Source organism: Streptococcus parauberis NCFD 2020 (genome assembly GCF_000187935.1).
Taxonomy (GTDB): domain Bacteria; phylum Bacillota; class Bacilli; order Lactobacillales; family Streptococcaceae; genus Streptococcus; species Streptococcus parauberis.
In genome coordinates, this window is the sequence record NZ_AEUT02000001.1 from 1928111 (window position 1) to 1946658 (window position 18548).

The 18548-nt window shown below is 37.7% G+C and carries 15 protein-coding genes; 1 reads left to right on the forward strand and 14 read right to left on the reverse strand.

All coding sequences use genetic code 11. The features are described 5' to 3' along the window. The first annotated feature begins 680 nt into the window (after positions 1–680). Positions 681–1766 (forward strand): peptidoglycan hydrolase ScrM, encoded by a 1086-nt coding sequence (gene scrM / locus SPB_RS09705; RefSeq protein WP_003104104.1) that lies wholly within the window; start codon positions 681–683, stop codon positions 1764–1766. Positions 1767–1811: 45 nt separating this feature from the next. Here the strand turns inward: scrM and purH are convergent, their stop codons facing one another. The 14 genes from purH to mreC form a co-directional block, all read right to left on the reverse strand. Next, a complete protein-coding gene (gene purH, locus SPB_RS09710) occupies positions 1812–3356 on the reverse strand; it encodes a bifunctional phosphoribosylaminoimidazolecarboxamide formyltransferase/IMP cyclohydrolase (protein ID WP_003105614.1) in 1545 nt (514 codons plus the stop codon). A 26-nt stretch (positions 3357–3382) separates the two neighbouring features. After that, the gene (gene purN, locus SPB_RS09715) at positions 3383–3937 is read right to left on the reverse strand and encodes a phosphoribosylglycinamide formyltransferase (protein WP_003105937.1); all 555 of its coding nucleotides are present in this window, start codon (positions 3935–3937) and stop codon (positions 3383–3385) included. Then, positions 3934–4956 carry a phosphoribosylformylglycinamidine cyclo-ligase gene (gene purM, locus SPB_RS09720; protein WP_175282156.1) on the reverse strand — a complete coding sequence of 341 codons (1023 nt, stop codon included), beginning with the start codon at positions 4954–4956 and terminating at the stop codon, positions 3934–3936. Before purM ends, purN begins: the two co-directional genes overlap by 4 nt. 83 nt (positions 4957–5039) lie before the next feature. Continuing rightward, entirely contained in the window at positions 5040–6497 is a 1458-nt protein-coding gene (purF, locus tag SPB_RS09725; RefSeq protein WP_003104332.1) for an amidophosphoribosyltransferase, read from the reverse strand. A gap of 99 nt (positions 6498–6596) precedes the next feature. Then, the gene (locus tag SPB_RS09730; RefSeq protein ID WP_003103192.1) at positions 6597–10322 is read right to left on the reverse strand and encodes a phosphoribosylformylglycinamidine synthase; all 3726 of its coding nucleotides are present in this window, start codon (positions 10320–10322) and stop codon (positions 6597–6599) included. A gap of 69 nt (positions 10323–10391) precedes the next feature. Beyond that, positions 10392–11099: a phosphoribosylaminoimidazolesuccinocarboxamide synthase gene (gene purC / locus SPB_RS09735; protein WP_003105473.1), complete on the reverse strand. Its 708-nt coding sequence runs from the start codon at positions 11097–11099 to the stop codon at positions 10392–10394. A 145-nt stretch (positions 11100–11244) separates the two neighbouring features. Continuing rightward, positions 11245–11487: an acyl carrier protein gene (locus SPB_RS09740; protein ID WP_003104799.1), complete on the reverse strand. Its 243-nt coding sequence runs from the start codon at positions 11485–11487 to the stop codon at positions 11245–11247. Then, on the reverse strand, positions 11474–12487 hold the full coding sequence (gene plsX / locus SPB_RS09745) for a phosphate acyltransferase PlsX (RefSeq protein WP_003103651.1): 1014 nt from the start codon (positions 12485–12487) through the stop codon (positions 11474–11476). The genes SPB_RS09740 and plsX overlap by 14 nt, the downstream gene beginning before the upstream one ends. Positions 12488–12634: 147 nt before the next feature. Then, positions 12635–13408 carry a DNA repair protein RecO gene (gene recO / locus SPB_RS09750; protein WP_003104032.1) on the reverse strand — a complete coding sequence of 258 codons (774 nt, stop codon included), beginning with the start codon at positions 13406–13408 and terminating at the stop codon, positions 12635–12637. Next, the gene (locus SPB_RS09755) at positions 13398–14576 is read right to left on the reverse strand and encodes a pyridoxal phosphate-dependent aminotransferase (protein ID WP_003102893.1); all 1179 of its coding nucleotides are present in this window, start codon (positions 14574–14576) and stop codon (positions 13398–13400) included. The genes recO and SPB_RS09755 overlap by 11 nt, the downstream gene beginning before the upstream one ends. Positions 14577–14686: 110 nt before the next feature. Continuing rightward, entirely contained in the window at positions 14687–15649 is a 963-nt protein-coding gene (locus SPB_RS09760; protein WP_003103806.1) for a ribose-phosphate diphosphokinase, read from the reverse strand. Between the two features lie 108 nt (positions 15650–15757). Further along, positions 15758–17068 (reverse strand): CHAP domain-containing protein, encoded by a 1311-nt coding sequence (locus SPB_RS09765; RefSeq protein ID WP_003102578.1) that lies wholly within the window; start codon positions 17066–17068, stop codon positions 15758–15760. A gap of 95 nt (positions 17069–17163) precedes the next feature. Further along, positions 17164–17664: a rod shape-determining protein MreD gene (gene mreD, locus SPB_RS11145; RefSeq protein WP_003105481.1), complete on the reverse strand. Its 501-nt coding sequence runs from the start codon at positions 17662–17664 to the stop codon at positions 17164–17166. A 2-nt stretch (positions 17665–17666) separates the two neighbouring features. Then, a complete protein-coding gene (gene mreC, locus SPB_RS09775; protein WP_254655073.1) occupies positions 17667–18254 on the reverse strand; it encodes a rod shape-determining protein MreC in 588 nt (195 codons plus the stop codon). Positions 18255–18548: the final 294 nt, after the last annotated feature.

Sequence of the window (18548 nt, forward strand, 5' to 3'; positions counted from 1 at the left end):
TAAAAGCAGAGATTCCATCAATATAATCTTGTCTCTTCAAATTTCTCATGATACTACTCCCTATTTTTATCTTTCAGGGTATAAAATAAAGCAAGAATTAATGAAACCATAAAGATTCTTGAGATAACTATTTGATGCACCACAACTGGTTCTTGACCCATAATATTTTTTATACAGACATAAATACCAACCATGATAAAGTAACATTCTGTTAATTTTTTTGAGTATTTTTTAAGAATGACATGTTGATTCCTTTCTTTTCAGCAAGAGGTATTTATCTAATAAGAAAACCAATTTTCTCTGAATAATTTTAAACTATCCTTTTACTTCAAGCTGGTCAAATCAACTTTTTTACTTGTGCTTTAAAAATTGAACATCAAATTTACTATTAAAACACGCTCTCACCCAATCCTTCTGCTATACTGTTTTAATAAAGTCAAATGGAGGTTTAAGCTAACACCTATGACCAAAAAACAACTGACCCTTTTATGTAGTATTTTCTCTCTAATCTATTGTTTGGAAATACTTTGTGGTTTGTCAATCTATCTGGAACCTACATTCATGCTTTTTATCAGCCTTCTTTCCATTTTGCTTTTCTCTCCTCCTAAAAAGCGAAAAGATTAAAAAACCTGCCATGAAAGGCAGGTTTTTTCGAATAACTTAGGTAAGGAGGTAAACTTATGAAAAAATTTCAAACACTCATTGTTTTGGCTGTTTTTGTCAGTCAATTAGTTAACCCCTTCACACTAAATACAAAGGCTGCTGTTCTCGGTGACAATTACCCTAGCCAGTGGCAGACGGGTTGGGGTCCCGACACTTGGGGCATGTACAAAAGGCAGTGTACATCCTTCGTCGCTTTTCGGCTAAGTTCGGCTAATGGTTTCACGTTACCAACAGGTTATCGTAATGCGGATTCATGGGGCCACATTGCCCGTAGCCAAGGCTATTCCGTTGATATGCAAGCAACAGTAGGTGCTGTTGCTTGGTTTGACAAGGGTGTCAATTACTCTCACCAAGACTACGGACATGTGGCCTGGGTAGCAGAAGTCAATGGCAATCAGGTGACCCTAGAAGAATACAATTATAATGCTGGCCAAGGGCCAGAGAAGTATCACCGCAGAACGATTGCTATGGGAGCCGTCAGCGGCTACATTCATTTTAAGGACCTTGGGCAAAGTCACAGTAACCCAACGCCTACCGCCGCACCAGCCAACTTAGCACCTAGTGGTACCTACTACTTTACTGAACGCACCGCTGTTCGCCCTGAAGCCAAACTAAATAGTCATGCCTTAACTCATTATGAAAAAGGTCAATCCGTTATCTATGATCGAGTGCTGACTGCAGAGGGCTACCAATGGCTCTCCTATATAGGAGGAAGTGGCAACCGTCGTTATGTGGCAATAAAGAAATTAGCAAGTTCGGTAAAACCGAAAGACCCAGAAACAAAGCCAGGTCAGTTCAAGGTGGGTGATCAGGTCACTTTCCCTGGGGTCTTTAAAGTGAATCAGCATCATGGTTCCCTTATTTCCAGTGTCGATTTGGCCGGTGGCAGTCCAACAAGTCTCAACTGGATTGACCCAACCCCTGTAGATGAATCCAATCAACAAGGACAAAAAGCCGGTGATCAATTCCTTAATCCAGGGGAGTACTTTATCATCCCTGGAAAATTCAAAATTCTACAAATTGATCAGAAAACAAATGGTATCAGGGTCCAAATTGGCTCACGCGCTACCTGGGTAACTATGGCACGCGCAAAAAAAGCATAAGAAAAAGACCAAGCCAAGGCTTGGTCTTTGGTCACTTATTTAATTTTAATGTCTAAAGTGGCGTACGCCAGTGAAGACCATGGCAATGCCATGTTTGTTGGCAGCGTCGATAGAATCTTGGTCACGGACTGAACCACCAGGTTGCACGATGACCTTGATACCAGCTGCGGCAATTTCTTCAATGTTGTCAGCAAATGGAAAGAAGGCATCACTAGCCAAGGCCGCTCCTTCAAGACGATCTTTGGCTTGTTCGATGGCAATGCGCACTGAGGCTACACGGTTTGTTTGACCAGGACCAACGCCAAGGGTCATGTGGTCATTGGCAATCAAGATACCATTTGATTTAACATATTTAATGGCTTTCCAAGCAAAAAGAAGAGCTTCTTTTTCTTGATCGTTTGGTTGACGCTCAGTCACCACTTCCCAAGTGTCTGGATTTTCTTCCACAACATCTTGGTTTTGAACCAATATACCACCAACAACACCAGTGAATTCAGGCTCTACTTGACTAGCATCTTGAGCATCAAATGGCAATTCCAAGAGACGCAGATTTTTCTTTTTATTGGTAAGAATAGTTAGCGCTTCTTCAGAATAACTTGGTGCAATGATTATTTCTAAGAAGACAGGATGCATCTTCTCAGCTGTCGCGGCATCAACTTCTCTGTTCAGAACAATGATACCACCAAAGATAGAAACAGAATCAGCTTCATAAGCATTGTCCCAAGCTTCTTCTATTGTATCAGCCTGACCAATCCCACATGGATTCATGTGTTTAAGGGCAACAACTGTTGGACGGTCTTTGAAGTCACGGATAATACGGATGGCTGCGTCAGCATCACGAATATTATTAAAGGACAATTCTTTGCCGTTCAATTGTTTAGCTGAAGCAATGGAGTAATCGGTTGGAATGGCTTTTTGGTAGAAGTCAGCATCTTGTTGAGGGTTTTCCCCGTAACGCATTGACTGATTTAAATCATACGTCAAGGTCAGTTTTTCTGGTTTGTCTTCTCCAACTTGAGCTGTAAAATACTCAGCAATCAAGGCATCATATGCTGCCGTGTGGCGGAAAACTTTAGCTGCTAAACGCTGACGAGTTGCGTAGTTGGTTTCACCAACCTCAGTTAATTCTTTCAGTACTACCTCGTAGTCAGCTGGATCGACAATAACTGTTACACTAGCATGGTTTTTGGCTGCTGAACGGAGCATTGATGGACCACCGATGTCAATGTTTTCGACAGCTTTGCTATAAGTCACATCCGGACGGATAATTGTCTCTTTGAATGGATAAAGGTTAACAACGACTAAGTCAATCAGTTCAATATTATTTTCTTTGGCAGCTGTCAGGTGAGTATCCAAGTCACGGCGAGCTAGAAGACCACCGTGGATGTTAGGATGAAGGGTTTTAACACGGCCATCCATCATTTCAGGAAAACCTGTCACATCATCAATGGCAATGGTTTCGAGACCCGCTTCATCAAGAGCAGCTTTTGTTCCACCTGTTGAGATAATATCCCAACCTAAGTCTTTTAATGCTTGAGCAAATTCGACAATGCCCGCTTTATCTGAAACACTAATTAGTGCACGTTTCATTCTATTCTCCTCTAACTCTTGTCTATCTATTTTCGTTCAACGCCTAAACTATCCAATACTTGAGGATAAAGCTGGTATTCCATTTCATGGATTCTGGCTTCAAAAGTCTCAATAGTGTCTTCTGGTAAACGTGGGACGCGAACTTGTTTAATCACTTGTCCACTATCCACGCCACTATCGACCCAATGAATAGTTACACCTGATTGGTCAACATCAGCATCCCAAGCATCATCAATGCCATGGGCACCAGGAAATTCAGGTAAATAGGCTGGGTGAATATTGATAATCCGACCTTCATAAGCATCTAACAAGGTTGGACCAACAATTTTCATGTAACCAGCCAAACAAATTAAGTCAATCTCATGCTCATCAAGCAGAGCCACGATGGCTTCTTCATAGGCTTCTTTACTTGCAAATTCTTTCAATTCAAAGCTATAATGCGCCACGCCTAAGTTGTTAGCTCGCTCGACAGCATAAGCCTGTCTCTTATCCGTAAACAGAAAGGCTACGGGAAACTGCTCTGCAATGACCTGAAAATTTGACCCATTCCCAGAGGCAAAAACTGCTAAACGTTTTGTCATTTGATAATAACACCCTTATCTTCTTTGGCAACGATACGCCCAATTTCATAAACTGGTTCATCCAAAAGTTCTTTAATGCGGTCAACATTTTCAGGTTTAACAGCCATCATAAGACCAATCCCCATATTAAAGATTTCAAACATTTCTTCATGCTTGATCTCCCCATATTTTTCAAGGGCTTTGAAAATAGGTAGAACTGGCACCTTGTCTTCTTCAATTTCAGCAGCTAAGTTATCTGCAAACATGCGCGGAACATTTTCTACAAAACCACCACCCGTGATGTGAGCAATACCATTAACCAAGTTCTCCTTAACTAATGGTAAAACTGCTTTAACGTAGATACGAGTTGGTTCTAAGAGAACATCTTTTAAGACTTTGCCTTCGAGTTCTGGTAAGACTTCTTCACCAGTGTAATCTTGGAAGACAGAACGCACGAGTGAGTACCCATTAGAATGAATCCCACTTGAGGCTAAGCCTAAGAGAACATCACCTTCGGCTACTTTTGATCCATCAATAATTTGTGATTTTTCAGCAACACCAACGGCAAAGCCCGCAAGATCGTAATCATCTTCATCATACATACCTGGCATTTCAGCAGTTTCACCACCAACTAGTCCAGCTCCTGCTTGGACACAGCCTTCAGCAACTCCAGCTACAACTTGTTCTAATTTAGCTGGTTCATTTTTACCTGTTGCGATATAGTCAAGGAAATAAAGTGGTTCTGCCCCTGCAGCAATGATATCATTAACACACATGGCCACACAGTCTTGACCAATTGTGTCATGCTTATTATATTTGATAGCAAGCATTAATTTTGTTCCGACCCCGTCAGTTCCGGAGATAAGCACTGGCTCTTTAACTCCAGTCTGGCTAAGATCAAACATACCACCAAAGCCACCAAGAGCACCCATCACACCTGCACGTTCTGTGCGAGCGACATGTTTTTTAATTCTTTCAACAACTTCATAGCCTGCTTCAACGTCTACACCTGATTTTGCATAAGCATTTTTAGTCATAATAATTGATTTTAGAAAGCCAAATAGTGGATTTAATGCCCCAATTTTTGACCTTCTTTTCCTTTCATTTCTTTAAAATAGCTGTGCTATTTAGCAACGTTATCAATATGGAAACTAACTTTTTCTTCTAGACTCTTGAGATAAGCTTCTTCATAGTCATAAAGTGGTGTTGGGTAATTACCATCAAAGTAAGCAACACAGAGACCACCATTTGGTGCATCTGTTTCCAAGCCAATGGCATCAATCATCCCATCAAGAGAAAGATAAGTCAATGAGTCTGCCCCAATGATTTGACAAACCTCATCTACATCATGGTTTGCAGAGATCAGCTCACGACGGGTTTGAATATCAATCCCATAGAAACATGGATATTTCAGTTCTGGGCTACCAATAGCCACGTGAACTTCAGTCGCTCCAGCTTCACGAAGCAGATTAACAATTCTACGTGATGTTGTTCCACGAACAATCGAATCATCAATCATCACCACGCGCTTACCTTTAACAACACCAGAGACAGCTGATAATTTCATGCGGACACCCTGTTCACGCAATTCTTGTGTTGGTTGGATGAAAGTTCTCTGAGTATATTGATTTTTAACCAAGCCCATTTCATTTGGTAGACCAGATTCTTCAGCGAAACCCATGGCTGCTGAAAGTGATGAATTAGGTACACCAACGACAATATCTGCCTCATGTTTGAACTCTTGGGCTAAGCGACGCCCCATATTTTTACGAGCTGTATGGACATTAACACCGTAGATTGTTGAGTCAGGTCTTGCAAAATAAACATATTCCATGGAACAAATGGCCAGTTGTGTATCTTTGGTATAACTACCAACTGTGATTCCAGAGTCATCAATGATAATTAATTCACCAGGCATGACATCACGAATCCACTTGGCCCCGATCACCTCAAAGGCGCAGGTCTCGCTTGATACCACCCAGGCGCCATTTGGTAATTGCCCAATCGACAGTGGGCGGAAGCCATTAGGATCTAAAGCTGCAATTAACTTGTCGTCAGTCATTAAAAGATAGGCGAAGCCACCCTTAACAGTATTGAGAGCCTCTTTGACCTTGCCCATAAAGTCTGGGTGATGACTGCGTCTGATTAAATGCATTAGTATTTCTGTATCAGACGAAGCATTAAAAATAGCTCCTTCTCGTTCCAACTCTTTCTTGAGAGATAAAGCATTGGTCAGATTACCATTATGGCAGAGTCCAAATTGTTCATCTGTGAAATTGTAAAGGAAAGGCTGAATATTATTGATAGAAGCTGTCCCAGCAGTAGCATAACGGACATGGCCAATAGCCGCATGACCTGTTAATTTCGCTAGGTCGGCTTGGTTGCTAAATACTTCTGATAAAAGTCCAGTGTCACGGTGTTGAAGTAAGCGACCATTGTCATTGGAAACAATACCAGCTCCTTCTTGCCCGCGGTGTTGTAAGCTATGAAGACCAAAATAGGTTACTTGAGCCGCATGAGGATGGCCCCAAATCCCAAATACACCACACTCTTCATTAAGAGATTTTTCTTCGTATGTCATGATTACCTCGTTATAAGACCTAAAGAGTGCCTGTCTCAAAAGAATGATTCTTTGGGACAGCACTCTGGTCAGCTTGTCGTGGGCCGAAAGCCCATTTTATTATTTACCTGTGAAATAGTGAACGGCTGATGCAAATAAGAATTGATCTTTCTGACCAGGAATATTTTGGAAGAGACCATCTTCATAACGTTCTGAATGTCCCATTTTCCCAATAATTTGTCCGTTCTTACTTGTAATCCCTTCGATGGCATTTACTGAGCCATTTGGATTATAATTAGAATCCATGCTTGGTTTTCCTTGGAAGTCAACATATTGACTGAAGATTTGTCCATTATCACGGAGTTCCTTAAATTCTTCTTCGGTGACAACAAATTTACCTTCACCATGTGAGACTGGGATAGCATGGATATCACCAACTTTAACTCCACTTAACCAAGGTGAGTTAGTATTGGTAATGCGTGTTTCAACCATTTTAGCCACGTGTTGATTAGCATCGTTGTAGAAAAGTGTTGGGCTTGTTTCAGTTGCACTATCAAAATTACCATATGGTAGTAAACCTGATTTAACTAATGCTTGGAAGCCATTACAGATACCAATTATCAAACCACCATTAGCAATAAAGGCATTAATAGCTTGGCGAACTTTTGCATTCAAAAGAATGTTAACAATAAATTTAGCAGATCCATCTGGTTCATCAGCAGCTGAGAATCCCCCAGCAAAGAAGATGATATTAGCTTCTTCAATATTTGCGACCATTGTTTCAACTGACTCTACAATTGCTTCTTCATTTAAGGTTACAAATGGGACTAAATTAACTCTAGCACCTTCTTTTTCAAAGGCTTTAGCTGAATCATATTCTGAGTTGGTACCTGGGAATACTGGAATGTAAACTAATGGTTGGTCAATTCTTTCTATTCTTGTGATAATTGCAGAGCTGTTAACAGCTGGTACTTCCGCAAGGCTTGAAGTTTGTTCAAATTCTGTCGGATAGATGCTTGCAAGTGTGCCTTCAAATGCACTTTGAAGCTTAGCACCTGTTAGTTCTTGGCCGTTAATCACTAAGCTAAAGTTAGCAGTGGTTTGACCAATTTTTTCTGCGCCAGCAATGTCGTCGGCAGACGTGAAGATAAAACCTCCAAGCTGCGCATTAAGCCCTAAGGAGAGGTCTGACAAGGTCACTTCTGCACCAATTTGGTTTCCAAAACTCATCAATGCGAGGCTTTCAATTGGACCACCGTACTTAACAGCTGAGGCTGCAGTAATTGTATGTTGCTCTTGGATTGCTTTAAATTTAGTGAAGTTGGCTTTGATGAGCTCAAAGTCAATTTCTTGTGAGATGGCTTGACCTGGCATGTAGTAAATGTTTTGACCAACAGCTTTAAACTCTGGTGAAAGAACCTTCCCAACAGTAGCTGTGGTAACTCCAAAGGCTACAAGGGTTGGTGGAACAGTCAGCTCTTCAAAAGTACCTGACATGGAGTCTTTACCACCAATTGATGGCAAACCAAGTTGAATTTGGGCTTCAATAGAACCAAGTAGTGCTGCAACAGGTTGACCGAAGTTCTCAGCAATCTTATCCATTCTTTGGAAATACTCTTGATATGAGAAGCGAGCCTTATCCCATTCTGCACCTGAAGCTACTAAACGGGCAGTTGCTTCAATCACAGCATAAGCTGCACCATGATAAGGAGACCATTCGGCAATAGCTGGATTATAGCCTTGGGCAATGGCTGACGCTGTTTGCGTCACTCCATTTTGAACAGGTAGTTTTTGAACTGAACTTTCAGTCGGTGTCATTTGGTAGCGACCGCCTAGAGGATGGTTAACTGTTGAACGACCAACCGAACTGTCAAAAATAGTTTGAAGTCCTTTTTGTGAACTATGATTAAGTTCAGCAAGTAAAGCTAATGTATCTGCTTTTAAGTTAGCTTCTGAAGTTTGACGTTGCTCAGGAATAGTAGTTTCTTTATCAACAACCTTGGCATCAACAACCACGCGTACTCCATTTGTATCTAAGAAAGAGCGTTCAATATCAACAATTGTTTGGCCATTCCAAGTCATTACCAAGTTTGGTTTTTCAGTGACAACAGCTACAATCAAAGCATCAATGTTTTCTTTACGACATTCCTCGATAAACTGATCAGCATCTTCTGGACGAACAACAACTGACATCCGTTCTTGAGATTCTGAAATAGCAATCTCTGTTCCATTTAATCCTTGATATTTTAATGGAACTTTATCTAAATCAATTTCCAGACCATCTGCTAATTCACCGATGGCAACACAAACACCACCAGCTCCAAAGTCATTTGATTTTTTAATTAAACGAGTAACTTGACTATTGCGGAAGAGTCGTTGAATCTTTCGTTCTTCAATAGCATTACCTTTTTGAACTTCTGCACCAGCTGTCTCAACTGATTCAACAGTTTGCACTTTTGAAGAGCCAGTTGCTCCACCAACACCATCACGACCGGTTTTTCCACCTAAGAGGATTACCACATCGCCAGCTTCAGGTTTTTCACGAATAACATTTTCCTTTGGAGCAGCCCCGACGACAGCCCCAAGTTCCATCCGTTTAGCTACAAAACCTGGATGGAAGTATTCTTTAACATAAGTTGTTGCTAAACCAATTTGGTTTCCATATGAAGAATAGCCGTGCGCCGCTGTTTTTGAAATAACTTGTTGCGGTAATTTACCTTTACGAGTTGCCGCAATTGGCATAGTGATGTCGCCTGCGCCTGAAATACGCATAGCTTGATAAACATAAGAGCGACCAGATAATGGGTCACGAATAGCCCCTCCGATACAAGTTGCCGCTCCACCGAAAGGTTCAATTTCTGTTGGGTGATTATGTGTTTCATTTTTGAACATCAAAAGCCAGGGTTCTTTCACACCATTGACATCGACTTCGATTTCAACAGAACAAGCATTGATCTCATCTGATACTTCCATATCATCAAGGCGACCATTAGCACGTTCATAACGTCCAAAGACAGTTGCCATATCCATTAGAGTTTCAGGTTTTTCTGAACGACCCAATTCATTACGCATTTGGATATACTTATCATAAGTTGCTTGTAATTGTTTTTGAAATTTAGATTCTGAAAAATCAATAGCCTTTAATTCAGTTTCAAAAGTCGTGTGACGACAATGGTCAGACCAGTAAGTATCTAATACTTTAAGTTCTGTCTCAGTAGGCACGCGCCCAATTGTTTTATAGTAATCTTGGATGAAAAGTAAATCATCAACTTCCATGGCAAGACCAGACTCTGATTTATAAGCTTTAAAATCCTCAGCAGTATATGAAGTAAAGAAATCGAGATTTGGAATAGTTTTATCAGATTCTGAAAAATTATGTTTCGCAATTGCATGTGTGATATCTTTAAATCTTGAATCAACTGGGTTAAGCAAGTAGTGTTTAAGAGCTGTTAATTCTGTCTCATCGATATCTTTATTTACAAGATAAAGTTGAGCTGTATTAACTGTTACTTTACTTGAACTACCTAATAATAATATTGCTTCTTGAGAACTAGCTGCACGTTGATCAAATTGACCAGGCAGAGATTCGATAGCAAAATAAGAATAACTGTCTAAATCATTTAAGAGAAATGCTCCATCTAAAAGATTATCTGTTACTTGTTCTGAAAAAATGTGTTTTTCAGCTTTTTCAATTAAACCCTCGTCTATTGAGAAAACATCATAAACTTGAATGATTCTAAGATCTTTTAAAGTTTCTAATTGCAGATTATGATTTAATTCTTTTACAAGTGACTCTGCCTTTACCTGAAAATCTTCTTTTTTCTCTACAAAAATACGTTTATCCATTTTATCTCCAATCCAAATAGTCCTACAGACCGTAGCAACTAGTTAGCCTAATCCATCACTGATTTCTTCTTATTTTAATGCTTTTAATTTTTCGTAAACAACTTGATAAACATCTGTTAGACTACCAAGATTTCTTCTGAAAACATCTTTATCCATATGATTTCCTTGGGCATCCCATAAGCGACAATTATCTGGTGAAAACTCATCAGCCAAAATAATTTTGCCATCCTTGTCAAAACCAAACTCAAGTTTAAAATCAATCAGATGTAACTCAATGGCATTAAACCATTTCGTTAAGAGCTCATTAATACGACGAGTTTCTTCTTTAATATAGTCAACTTGCTCAGCAGTCGCAATGCCTAATAGCTTCACGTGGTCATCATTCATAAAAGGATCATCAAGTTCATCATTTTTATAGTAGAACTCAATAATAGGATTTGCCAGCGAACTACCTTCTTCAATGCTGAAACGTTTTGAAAAAGAACCCGCAGCTATATTACGTAAAACCACTTCTAAAGGAATAATGGTTACCTTCTTGTTTAATTGTTCCGTATCTGAAACCTGCTTAATAAAATGCGTTGCAATTCCAGCCTCATTCAGACGAGAAAAAATAAGGGATGATATTTTATTATTTAAAACACCTTTTCCTTCGATGGTTTCTTTCCGTGCTCCATTCAACATTGTTGCTTGATCCTTATACACAGACTTTATGACATTATCATCCTCTGTAGAGTAGATATCTTTTGCTTTGCCTGTATAAATTAGTTCTTCTGGCATTAATTGTTCGCCTTTCATATGCTTTTTTATAAAGAATAACATATATCAGCAACATATTCAACATTTTATTAATGAATTATAAAAGAATAAATATAACGTTCGTTTTTAGATAAAAAAAGAGGAGCATAAGCTCCTCTTTGGTAATTTAGTTCAAACGATTAGAAATATATGTAATCATATCACCAACAGTTTTCATATCTTCCGCATCTTCATCTGGGATACTAATGTTGAAATCATCTTCAACATTAATAATAAATTCTGTTAATTTGATTGAATCAGCATCTAAATCTTTTTCAAAATTAGTTGACTCATTAATTTCAGGTAATTCATTCGCTTCAATTTCTTGAATGATTCTTGTTAGTCTTTCTAAAATATCATTTCTCGTCATCAGTTTGTGTCTCCTTAGCAAATTCCTCAACTAATTGTCCAACAACATCTGTTTCCAACATAGTACGGATTTGTTTAATAGTATAAAAAATTGATTTCGCGTCACTAGAACCATGTGATTTTACAACTGGTGCTTTTAAACCAAAAAGTACGGCACCACCGGCGCCAGAGTAATCTAAGGAATTTTTCATATCTTTTAAACTGTCTTTTAACAGTAATGCACCTAGTTTAGCCTTAAAACCACCTGATTTAATTGATGTTTTTAGTTGTGACATAATACCACTAGCCGTTCCTTCAATTGATTTCAAAACAGCGTTTCCCGTGAAACCATCAGCAACCACAACATCACAAACACCTGACATCAAGTCACGTGCTTCAACGTTTCCAACAAAATTGATTTCTTTTTCTTCTGATAGAAGTGCAAAGGTTTCCTTACGTAAGGGATCACCTTTCATTTCTTCAGTTCCATTATTTAATAAACCAACACGAGGATTGGCAAGTCCACGGACATTTTTAGCATAGAAAGAACCCAAGATAGCAAATTGGTGCAGGTGTGAAGCTGTATTTTCAGCATTAGCACCTAAATCTAACATATCAAAGCCTGCTTGGTTTGTGGTTGGCAAAGTAGACAATAAGCCTGGACGATCAACACCTTTAATTCTACCAACAACAAATAAACCTGCGGCTAATAAAGCACCTGTATTACCGGCTGAGAGAACTGCATCAGCCTCTCCATCTTTGACTGCTCGCGCTGCTAACACCATTGAGGCATTTTTCTTACGTCTAATTGCCTTAGCGGGCTCATCATCAGAATTGATTTTTTCATCAGTATGGAAAATTGTCACTCGATCAGACTCTTTTAAATACTCTTTAATCTTAGTTTGGTCACCATAAAGTTGAACTTCAATATCTGAAAAAACTTCAATAGCTTGATTGACACCTTCTATAATTGCTTTCGGGGCATTGTCGCCACCCATAGCATCAACTGCAATTCTTTTCATCCTTGCTCCTTTTTACCGTATCATATTAAGATAAAACAATGTAATTATTATAGCACAATCTGTAGGAGTTTGACACCATCTAGACTAATGGGGAATTGCTGCGCAGCCCCACCAAAAGAGAGCCTAGCATATGCTAAACTCCCAAAATTAATTATCCTCTGAGCTGGGCTTCATAATTTGTCCCCATGTGGACAAGTCGTCAATAAATTTTTTACTCTTTAGATGAATTCCGACATAATCGTCATACAATTCATCAATAAACAAACGGAGTTTTTCCTTCATTTCCGGTTTTAAAGAAATAACTTTCAACTCATCAAAGTGAATGGCTTGAAACTGATCTAATAAGTAAACTACATTTGGATCTAAGTGATTTCTGTGAATATCTTCATGATAGTGCTGTGGACAAAGTACACCTGAATATTTATGCGAAAAATCAAAAGGCAGTCCTGTCCGGTGACAAAAGACACAATCATGAAAATTTAATCTGACCCCAAAGCGATCCAATATTTGAACCTCAAAGATGTTAGCCATTACTTCATAATCTAAACCCTCTTCCATTAAATCTAAAGTCTTTTTAAGAAAGGCAAAGAGTTGTGCATCAATCTCATTATCTTTTAAAGCTGCATCGGTTAAAGCCGTAATATAAGTGGCATAAGACAAGGTAAAAATATCTTGATTAATTTTTTTATAAGTTTCCACTTGATTATAATCTTCTATATAAGATAAGCCAATGTCGTTTAATTTTAAGATAAAATCAGCGGCTGTTAGGGGCTGAATCACTGAACTTAACTTGGATTTCCCTGCATGCTTAACAAAAAACATCCGTTTGCCAGCTTGCTCAGTGAAGATTTTAACTAACTTATCATCTTCTCGAAAGTTCTTATTATATAGAACAATACCATGTGACTGACTAGTTTCCATAATGTGTCATATAGTCTTTCAAACGTTCCATAGCAGTTTCAATTGTTTCCATACTAGCTGCATAGCTCAGACGTACATAGCCCTCACCAAATGGACCAAAAGCAATCCCTGGAATAAAAGCAAGAGCTTGCTGTCTCGCTAATTCCTGACAGAATTTGAAGGAGCCATTTTCACCAAATCCTTGTGGAATTTTAGCAAATATATAAAAAGCACCATCTGGCTTAATCATCGAAAAGCCCATCTCAGTCATCTTTTCAATGATATAATCACGACGTCTGATATACTGTTCCTTCATTGGTTGAGTATCATTTTTACCAACGGTTAATGCTTCAATGCCCGCATATTGAGCCATAGTTGTGGCAGCAGTTACCAGATACTGGTGACTCTTGATAACCTGTGCTGCAATCGTCTCATGCGTAAAGATAAACCCAATACGCCACCCAGTCATAGCATGCGATTTAGATAAGCCATTAACTAAAATAGTTTGTTCAGGAAGGTACTCTGCAATGGAAACATGATTTTGATCAGTATAATTTAATTCAGAATAAACTTCATCACTAACCACAAAAACATTATATTTTGCCAAGACTTCAGCAAAAGACTTGATCTGCTCTCTAGAATAGGTCATCCCAGTGGGATTTGTTGGATAGTTGAGTAATACAGCTTTTACTTTATCTCCTTGGGCAATAAGGGCCTCCTCTAAAACCTCAGGAGTTAATACGAAGTTGTTTGGAGTGGTATCTATTTCGACAATCCTAGCTCCCGCAAGTGTCACAATTGGTTCATAGCCAGGGTAGGCTGGCGCGGGAAGTAAAACAACATCCTCCTCTTCCAAGATAGTCATCAGAGAAGCTGACAAAGCCTCTGTTGCACCAATAGTTACCATAACCTCTGTTTCAGGTTTATAATTCAAATTGTATTTCACTTTAACGAAATCAGCGGCTGCTTGTCTTAATGCAAGAAGACCACTCATACCTGTATAATGAGATTGATTGTCATCTATAGCTTTTTTGGCTGCTTCTTTGACATGGTCAGGAGTTGCAAAATCTGGTTCACCTAAAGTTAATTTTAAAATACCTGGTACATCAGAAATCGATTGATCAAATTGACGAATCAAAGAAATTTCTATCTTACCTAAATTCTTATTAAAACGATCACTTAAATCCATATGGGACCTCCCCCAAAAAATAATACTACCATTATACACAAAATTCTGATACTTTTATAGCACTTCTGAAAAGAATTCAAAAAAGAGTAGTCATATTGACTACCCCTTGCTTATTTTTCAATTTCAAAAAGAGGTGATAAAGGACGTTTTTCATGAATTCTAATAATTGCATCGGCAATCAAATCAGCGATTGAAATCATTTCAATCTTATCAATTAAACGTTCTTCAGATATTGCAATCGTATCAAGAACAATTAATTTCTTAATCGCTGATTTTTCAATATTATCCATCGCAGGGCCTGATAAAACAGGGTGAGTACAAGAAGCATATACTTCAGTTGCACCAGCCTCAGCAAGTGCGTCAGCTGCATGACAAATCGTACCAGCCGTATCAATCATATCATCTATCAGAATACATTTTTTACCTGCAACATTCCCAATAATGTTCATAACTTCAGATGTATTCATTTTATCAACACTACGACGTTTATCAATAATTGCAATCGGTGTTTGAAGGAATTGTGCCAATTTACGTGCTCTTGTAACACCACCATGGTCCGGACTGACAACTACTACATCATCTCCAACTAAGTCATGACGATCAAAGTACTCGGCAATTAGAGGTGCACCCATTAAATGATCTACTGGGATATCAAAGAAACCTTGAATTTGAGCAGCATGCAAATCTACTGTTAAAAGACGATCCACACCAGCAACTTCTAACATATTAGCGACTAATTTAGAAGTAATCGGTTCACGAGAGCGAGCTTTTCTATCTTGACGTGCATAACCATAGTAAGGCATAACTACACTTACTTTTTCAGCACTTGCCCGTTTAAGTGCATCAACCATAATTAATATTTCCATCAAGTTATCATTTACTGGTGAACTTGTTGATTGTAAAATAAAAACATGATGACCACGAATTGACTCTTCAATGTTTACTTGAATTTCCCCATCAGAAAACTGACGAACTGTAGATTTTCCCATTTGAATACCCATTGATGATGCTACACGTTCAGCTAGTTCTTTGTTAGAAGACAGCGCAAACAATTTTAAATCCGAATAAGACATTATTTCCTCCAAAGTTTTAATCCTATACCATTTTAACCCTTTTGCTTTAATATTTCAAATGATTTTAGGATTTCATAAAAAAAGACCAGCTGAAGCTGGTCATTATTTTTAGTTTGGTAAGATGTATACAGCACCACTTGGATTAAACCATCCACGATAGTTGCCGATTGACATATTTCCATTATAATTTGATTCCATAACTTGGATGTTTGAAGAACTTTGAACAGATGTAACTAAAGCTACGTGTCCATATCCACCACCCCAAACTGCTACTGCGCCAGCTACTGGTGTTGAACTAATTCTGTATCCAGCTGCTGCTGCAGAGGATGCCCATTGTCCACCATTACCCCAATAGTCGCCAACCCAAGGTGCCATTGATTTAACGCCCCAAGTACATTGTCCAACTGGATATGTATTTGCTGTTCCATATGATACTTTTGGTGTTGACACAGTTGTTGATTGCACAGGTGCAGCTGATTGTGCAGCTGGTGCTGTTGATTGAGCAGGCGCAGCTGATTGTGCAGCTGGTGCTTGTGATTGAGCAGGCGCAGCTGATTGTGCAGCTGGTGCTTGTGCTGGTGCAACTGATTGTGCAGCTGGTGCTTGTGATTGAGCAGGTGCAACAGATTCAGCAGCTTGTTGTGCTTCTACAGCAGCTTGTGCTTTAGCAACAGATTCTGCTTGTGCTTTAGCTTGTGCTTCAGCTTGTGCTTGTGCTTCAGCTTGTGCTTTAGCAGCTTCTGCAGCTTTAACTTCAGCTTCATGTTTTTGAGAAACCAATGTTGCTTTATCATTTTGAGCTGTTGCCATTTTAGCTGATAAATCTAATTTAGCGACTTCTAAATCTGCTTGTTGAGTTTCTAATGAAACTTTATTAGCAGAAATAGTTTCCATATTAGCAGCTACAGTATTAATTGCATTTTGATTTTCAGTTTGCTTTTTATTAAGAGCAACTTTATCTGCTTTTTGTTGATTTAACATTTTGGCATTCGCAGAAACAACTTCGCGAATAGCTACAACACGATTAATAGCATCAGATACAGTTTTAGAGTTTAAAAGTGTATTTAAATAGCTAGTTGTAGTATTTCCTTTTTGTGCACTACGTGCTTGTTTTTTCAAGGCTTCGTTACGTGCAACAATTTTACTAGATAGTGCTTGAATTTCTTCTGCTAATTTAGCTGATTTAGCTTGAAGTGCTTCATTTTCAAGTGCCAAACTATCTTGTTGAGTTTGCAAAGTACCAATTTGACCTTGAATTGCAGTTACTTGTTCTTGTGCAGCTGTTTGTTCTGCATTTAAGTTTGTGATAATCGTATCTTGCGCAGCAATTTTTGAATCAAAATCATCTGCTCCGACAGTTGTTGCTGCTCCAAGGGTAACACCACTTACAAGAACGGCTGATAAAATTCTCTTTTTCATTTAAAAAAACTACTCCTTTTTCGATAAGACATATTATATTGTATCAGAAAATACATGAAATAATATTACGCATGTGTTACAGTTCTGTGTAATAATTAATAAATAAATCGGTTCAAATATGTATTAATTGTTACAAAAAGGAAAATATTCACAATTAAACTTGGAAGTAATTCGTAAGTGATAAAAAATGTCCATGAAAGGCTTGTAAAATCTAGAGATCGAACTATTAAAAAACAAATAAAATTAACTAAAAATAAGTAAATCGAAAACAATAATGTGGATTGAATTTTTGAATTTTTTTCCAAATATTTTGTAAAAATATACAAAAATGATATTGAAACTGGAAAGGCAATAACCATGATTCCTAAATAATCAAAATAATAATAATCATAAATCATACCCAATATTAGAGATAAAGGAAATGCTATAAAATATCCAATTTGTTGAGACAAATAAAAGATAAAAATAAAAAATAGGAAGATAGATATGTGAGTCTCACTCGTAAAAAATGTATTAATTAATTCCGAAATATGTGGATCAATAAGCATTATTGGAATCAGTAATAAAAAATATATAGTTAGTTTTAACTTATTCATGTTTAGTTATCTCTTCCTAATACATATAAATAATCAATTTGTTTAAAATTAGCACCTAAAGATATATAAATTCTTCGATCCAATTTATCATTGGCTTTAATCTCATTTTTCACTTTCCCGATTGAAATATCGGGAACTGTAACTCCATCTAAACCGCTTGTATAAACTTTATCACCTGTTGATATAGTTACATTAGAATTGAATTCACTTGCAACCATTAGCTTTGTCTCTTTATTATAAGTTTTTAAATTGCCGAAAATAGTTTCTTTTTTTCCAACAATTTTTATTGGTAAGTTGAAATTTTTTCCACTTGTTAATAAGTTAACATGTGAGCTATCGTCCGAAATATTACTAATACTACCTATTAAATACTTACCATTAACCACAGTCATGGAATTATTTATTCCATCTTGTTTGCCACCCTTAATAATAAGAGAGTCAGACCAACTATACGGATTTCTGACTAATATTTCACTTACTTTTTTAAAAGATGCATTCGTTTCTAGATTTAATAGTGCCCTCAAAGAAGCATTTTTTCTTTTCAAGCTTTTTAGTTGTTCTACATTTGTTGACTCATTTTCTAATTTCAACTTTAAACTTCTATTGTCCTTATAGGTACTAAATAAATGTTGAACTTTTCCTATAGATGATTTTGTTTTGTTAAATGGAATTGAAATAATGTTATCTACTTTTGATAACCCACTACTAGTATATGATGAGACATAAGGCGAGACTTTAGATGAAAATACAAGAAACAGAATAGCTAATAATATACTAACTGTTGTCATCCAAAAGAAAATTTTGATAGTTTATGCTTATTCACTGATGCCTCCTAAAAATGATAAAAAAAAAACGATATATCTATAAGATATTCTCGTTTATTA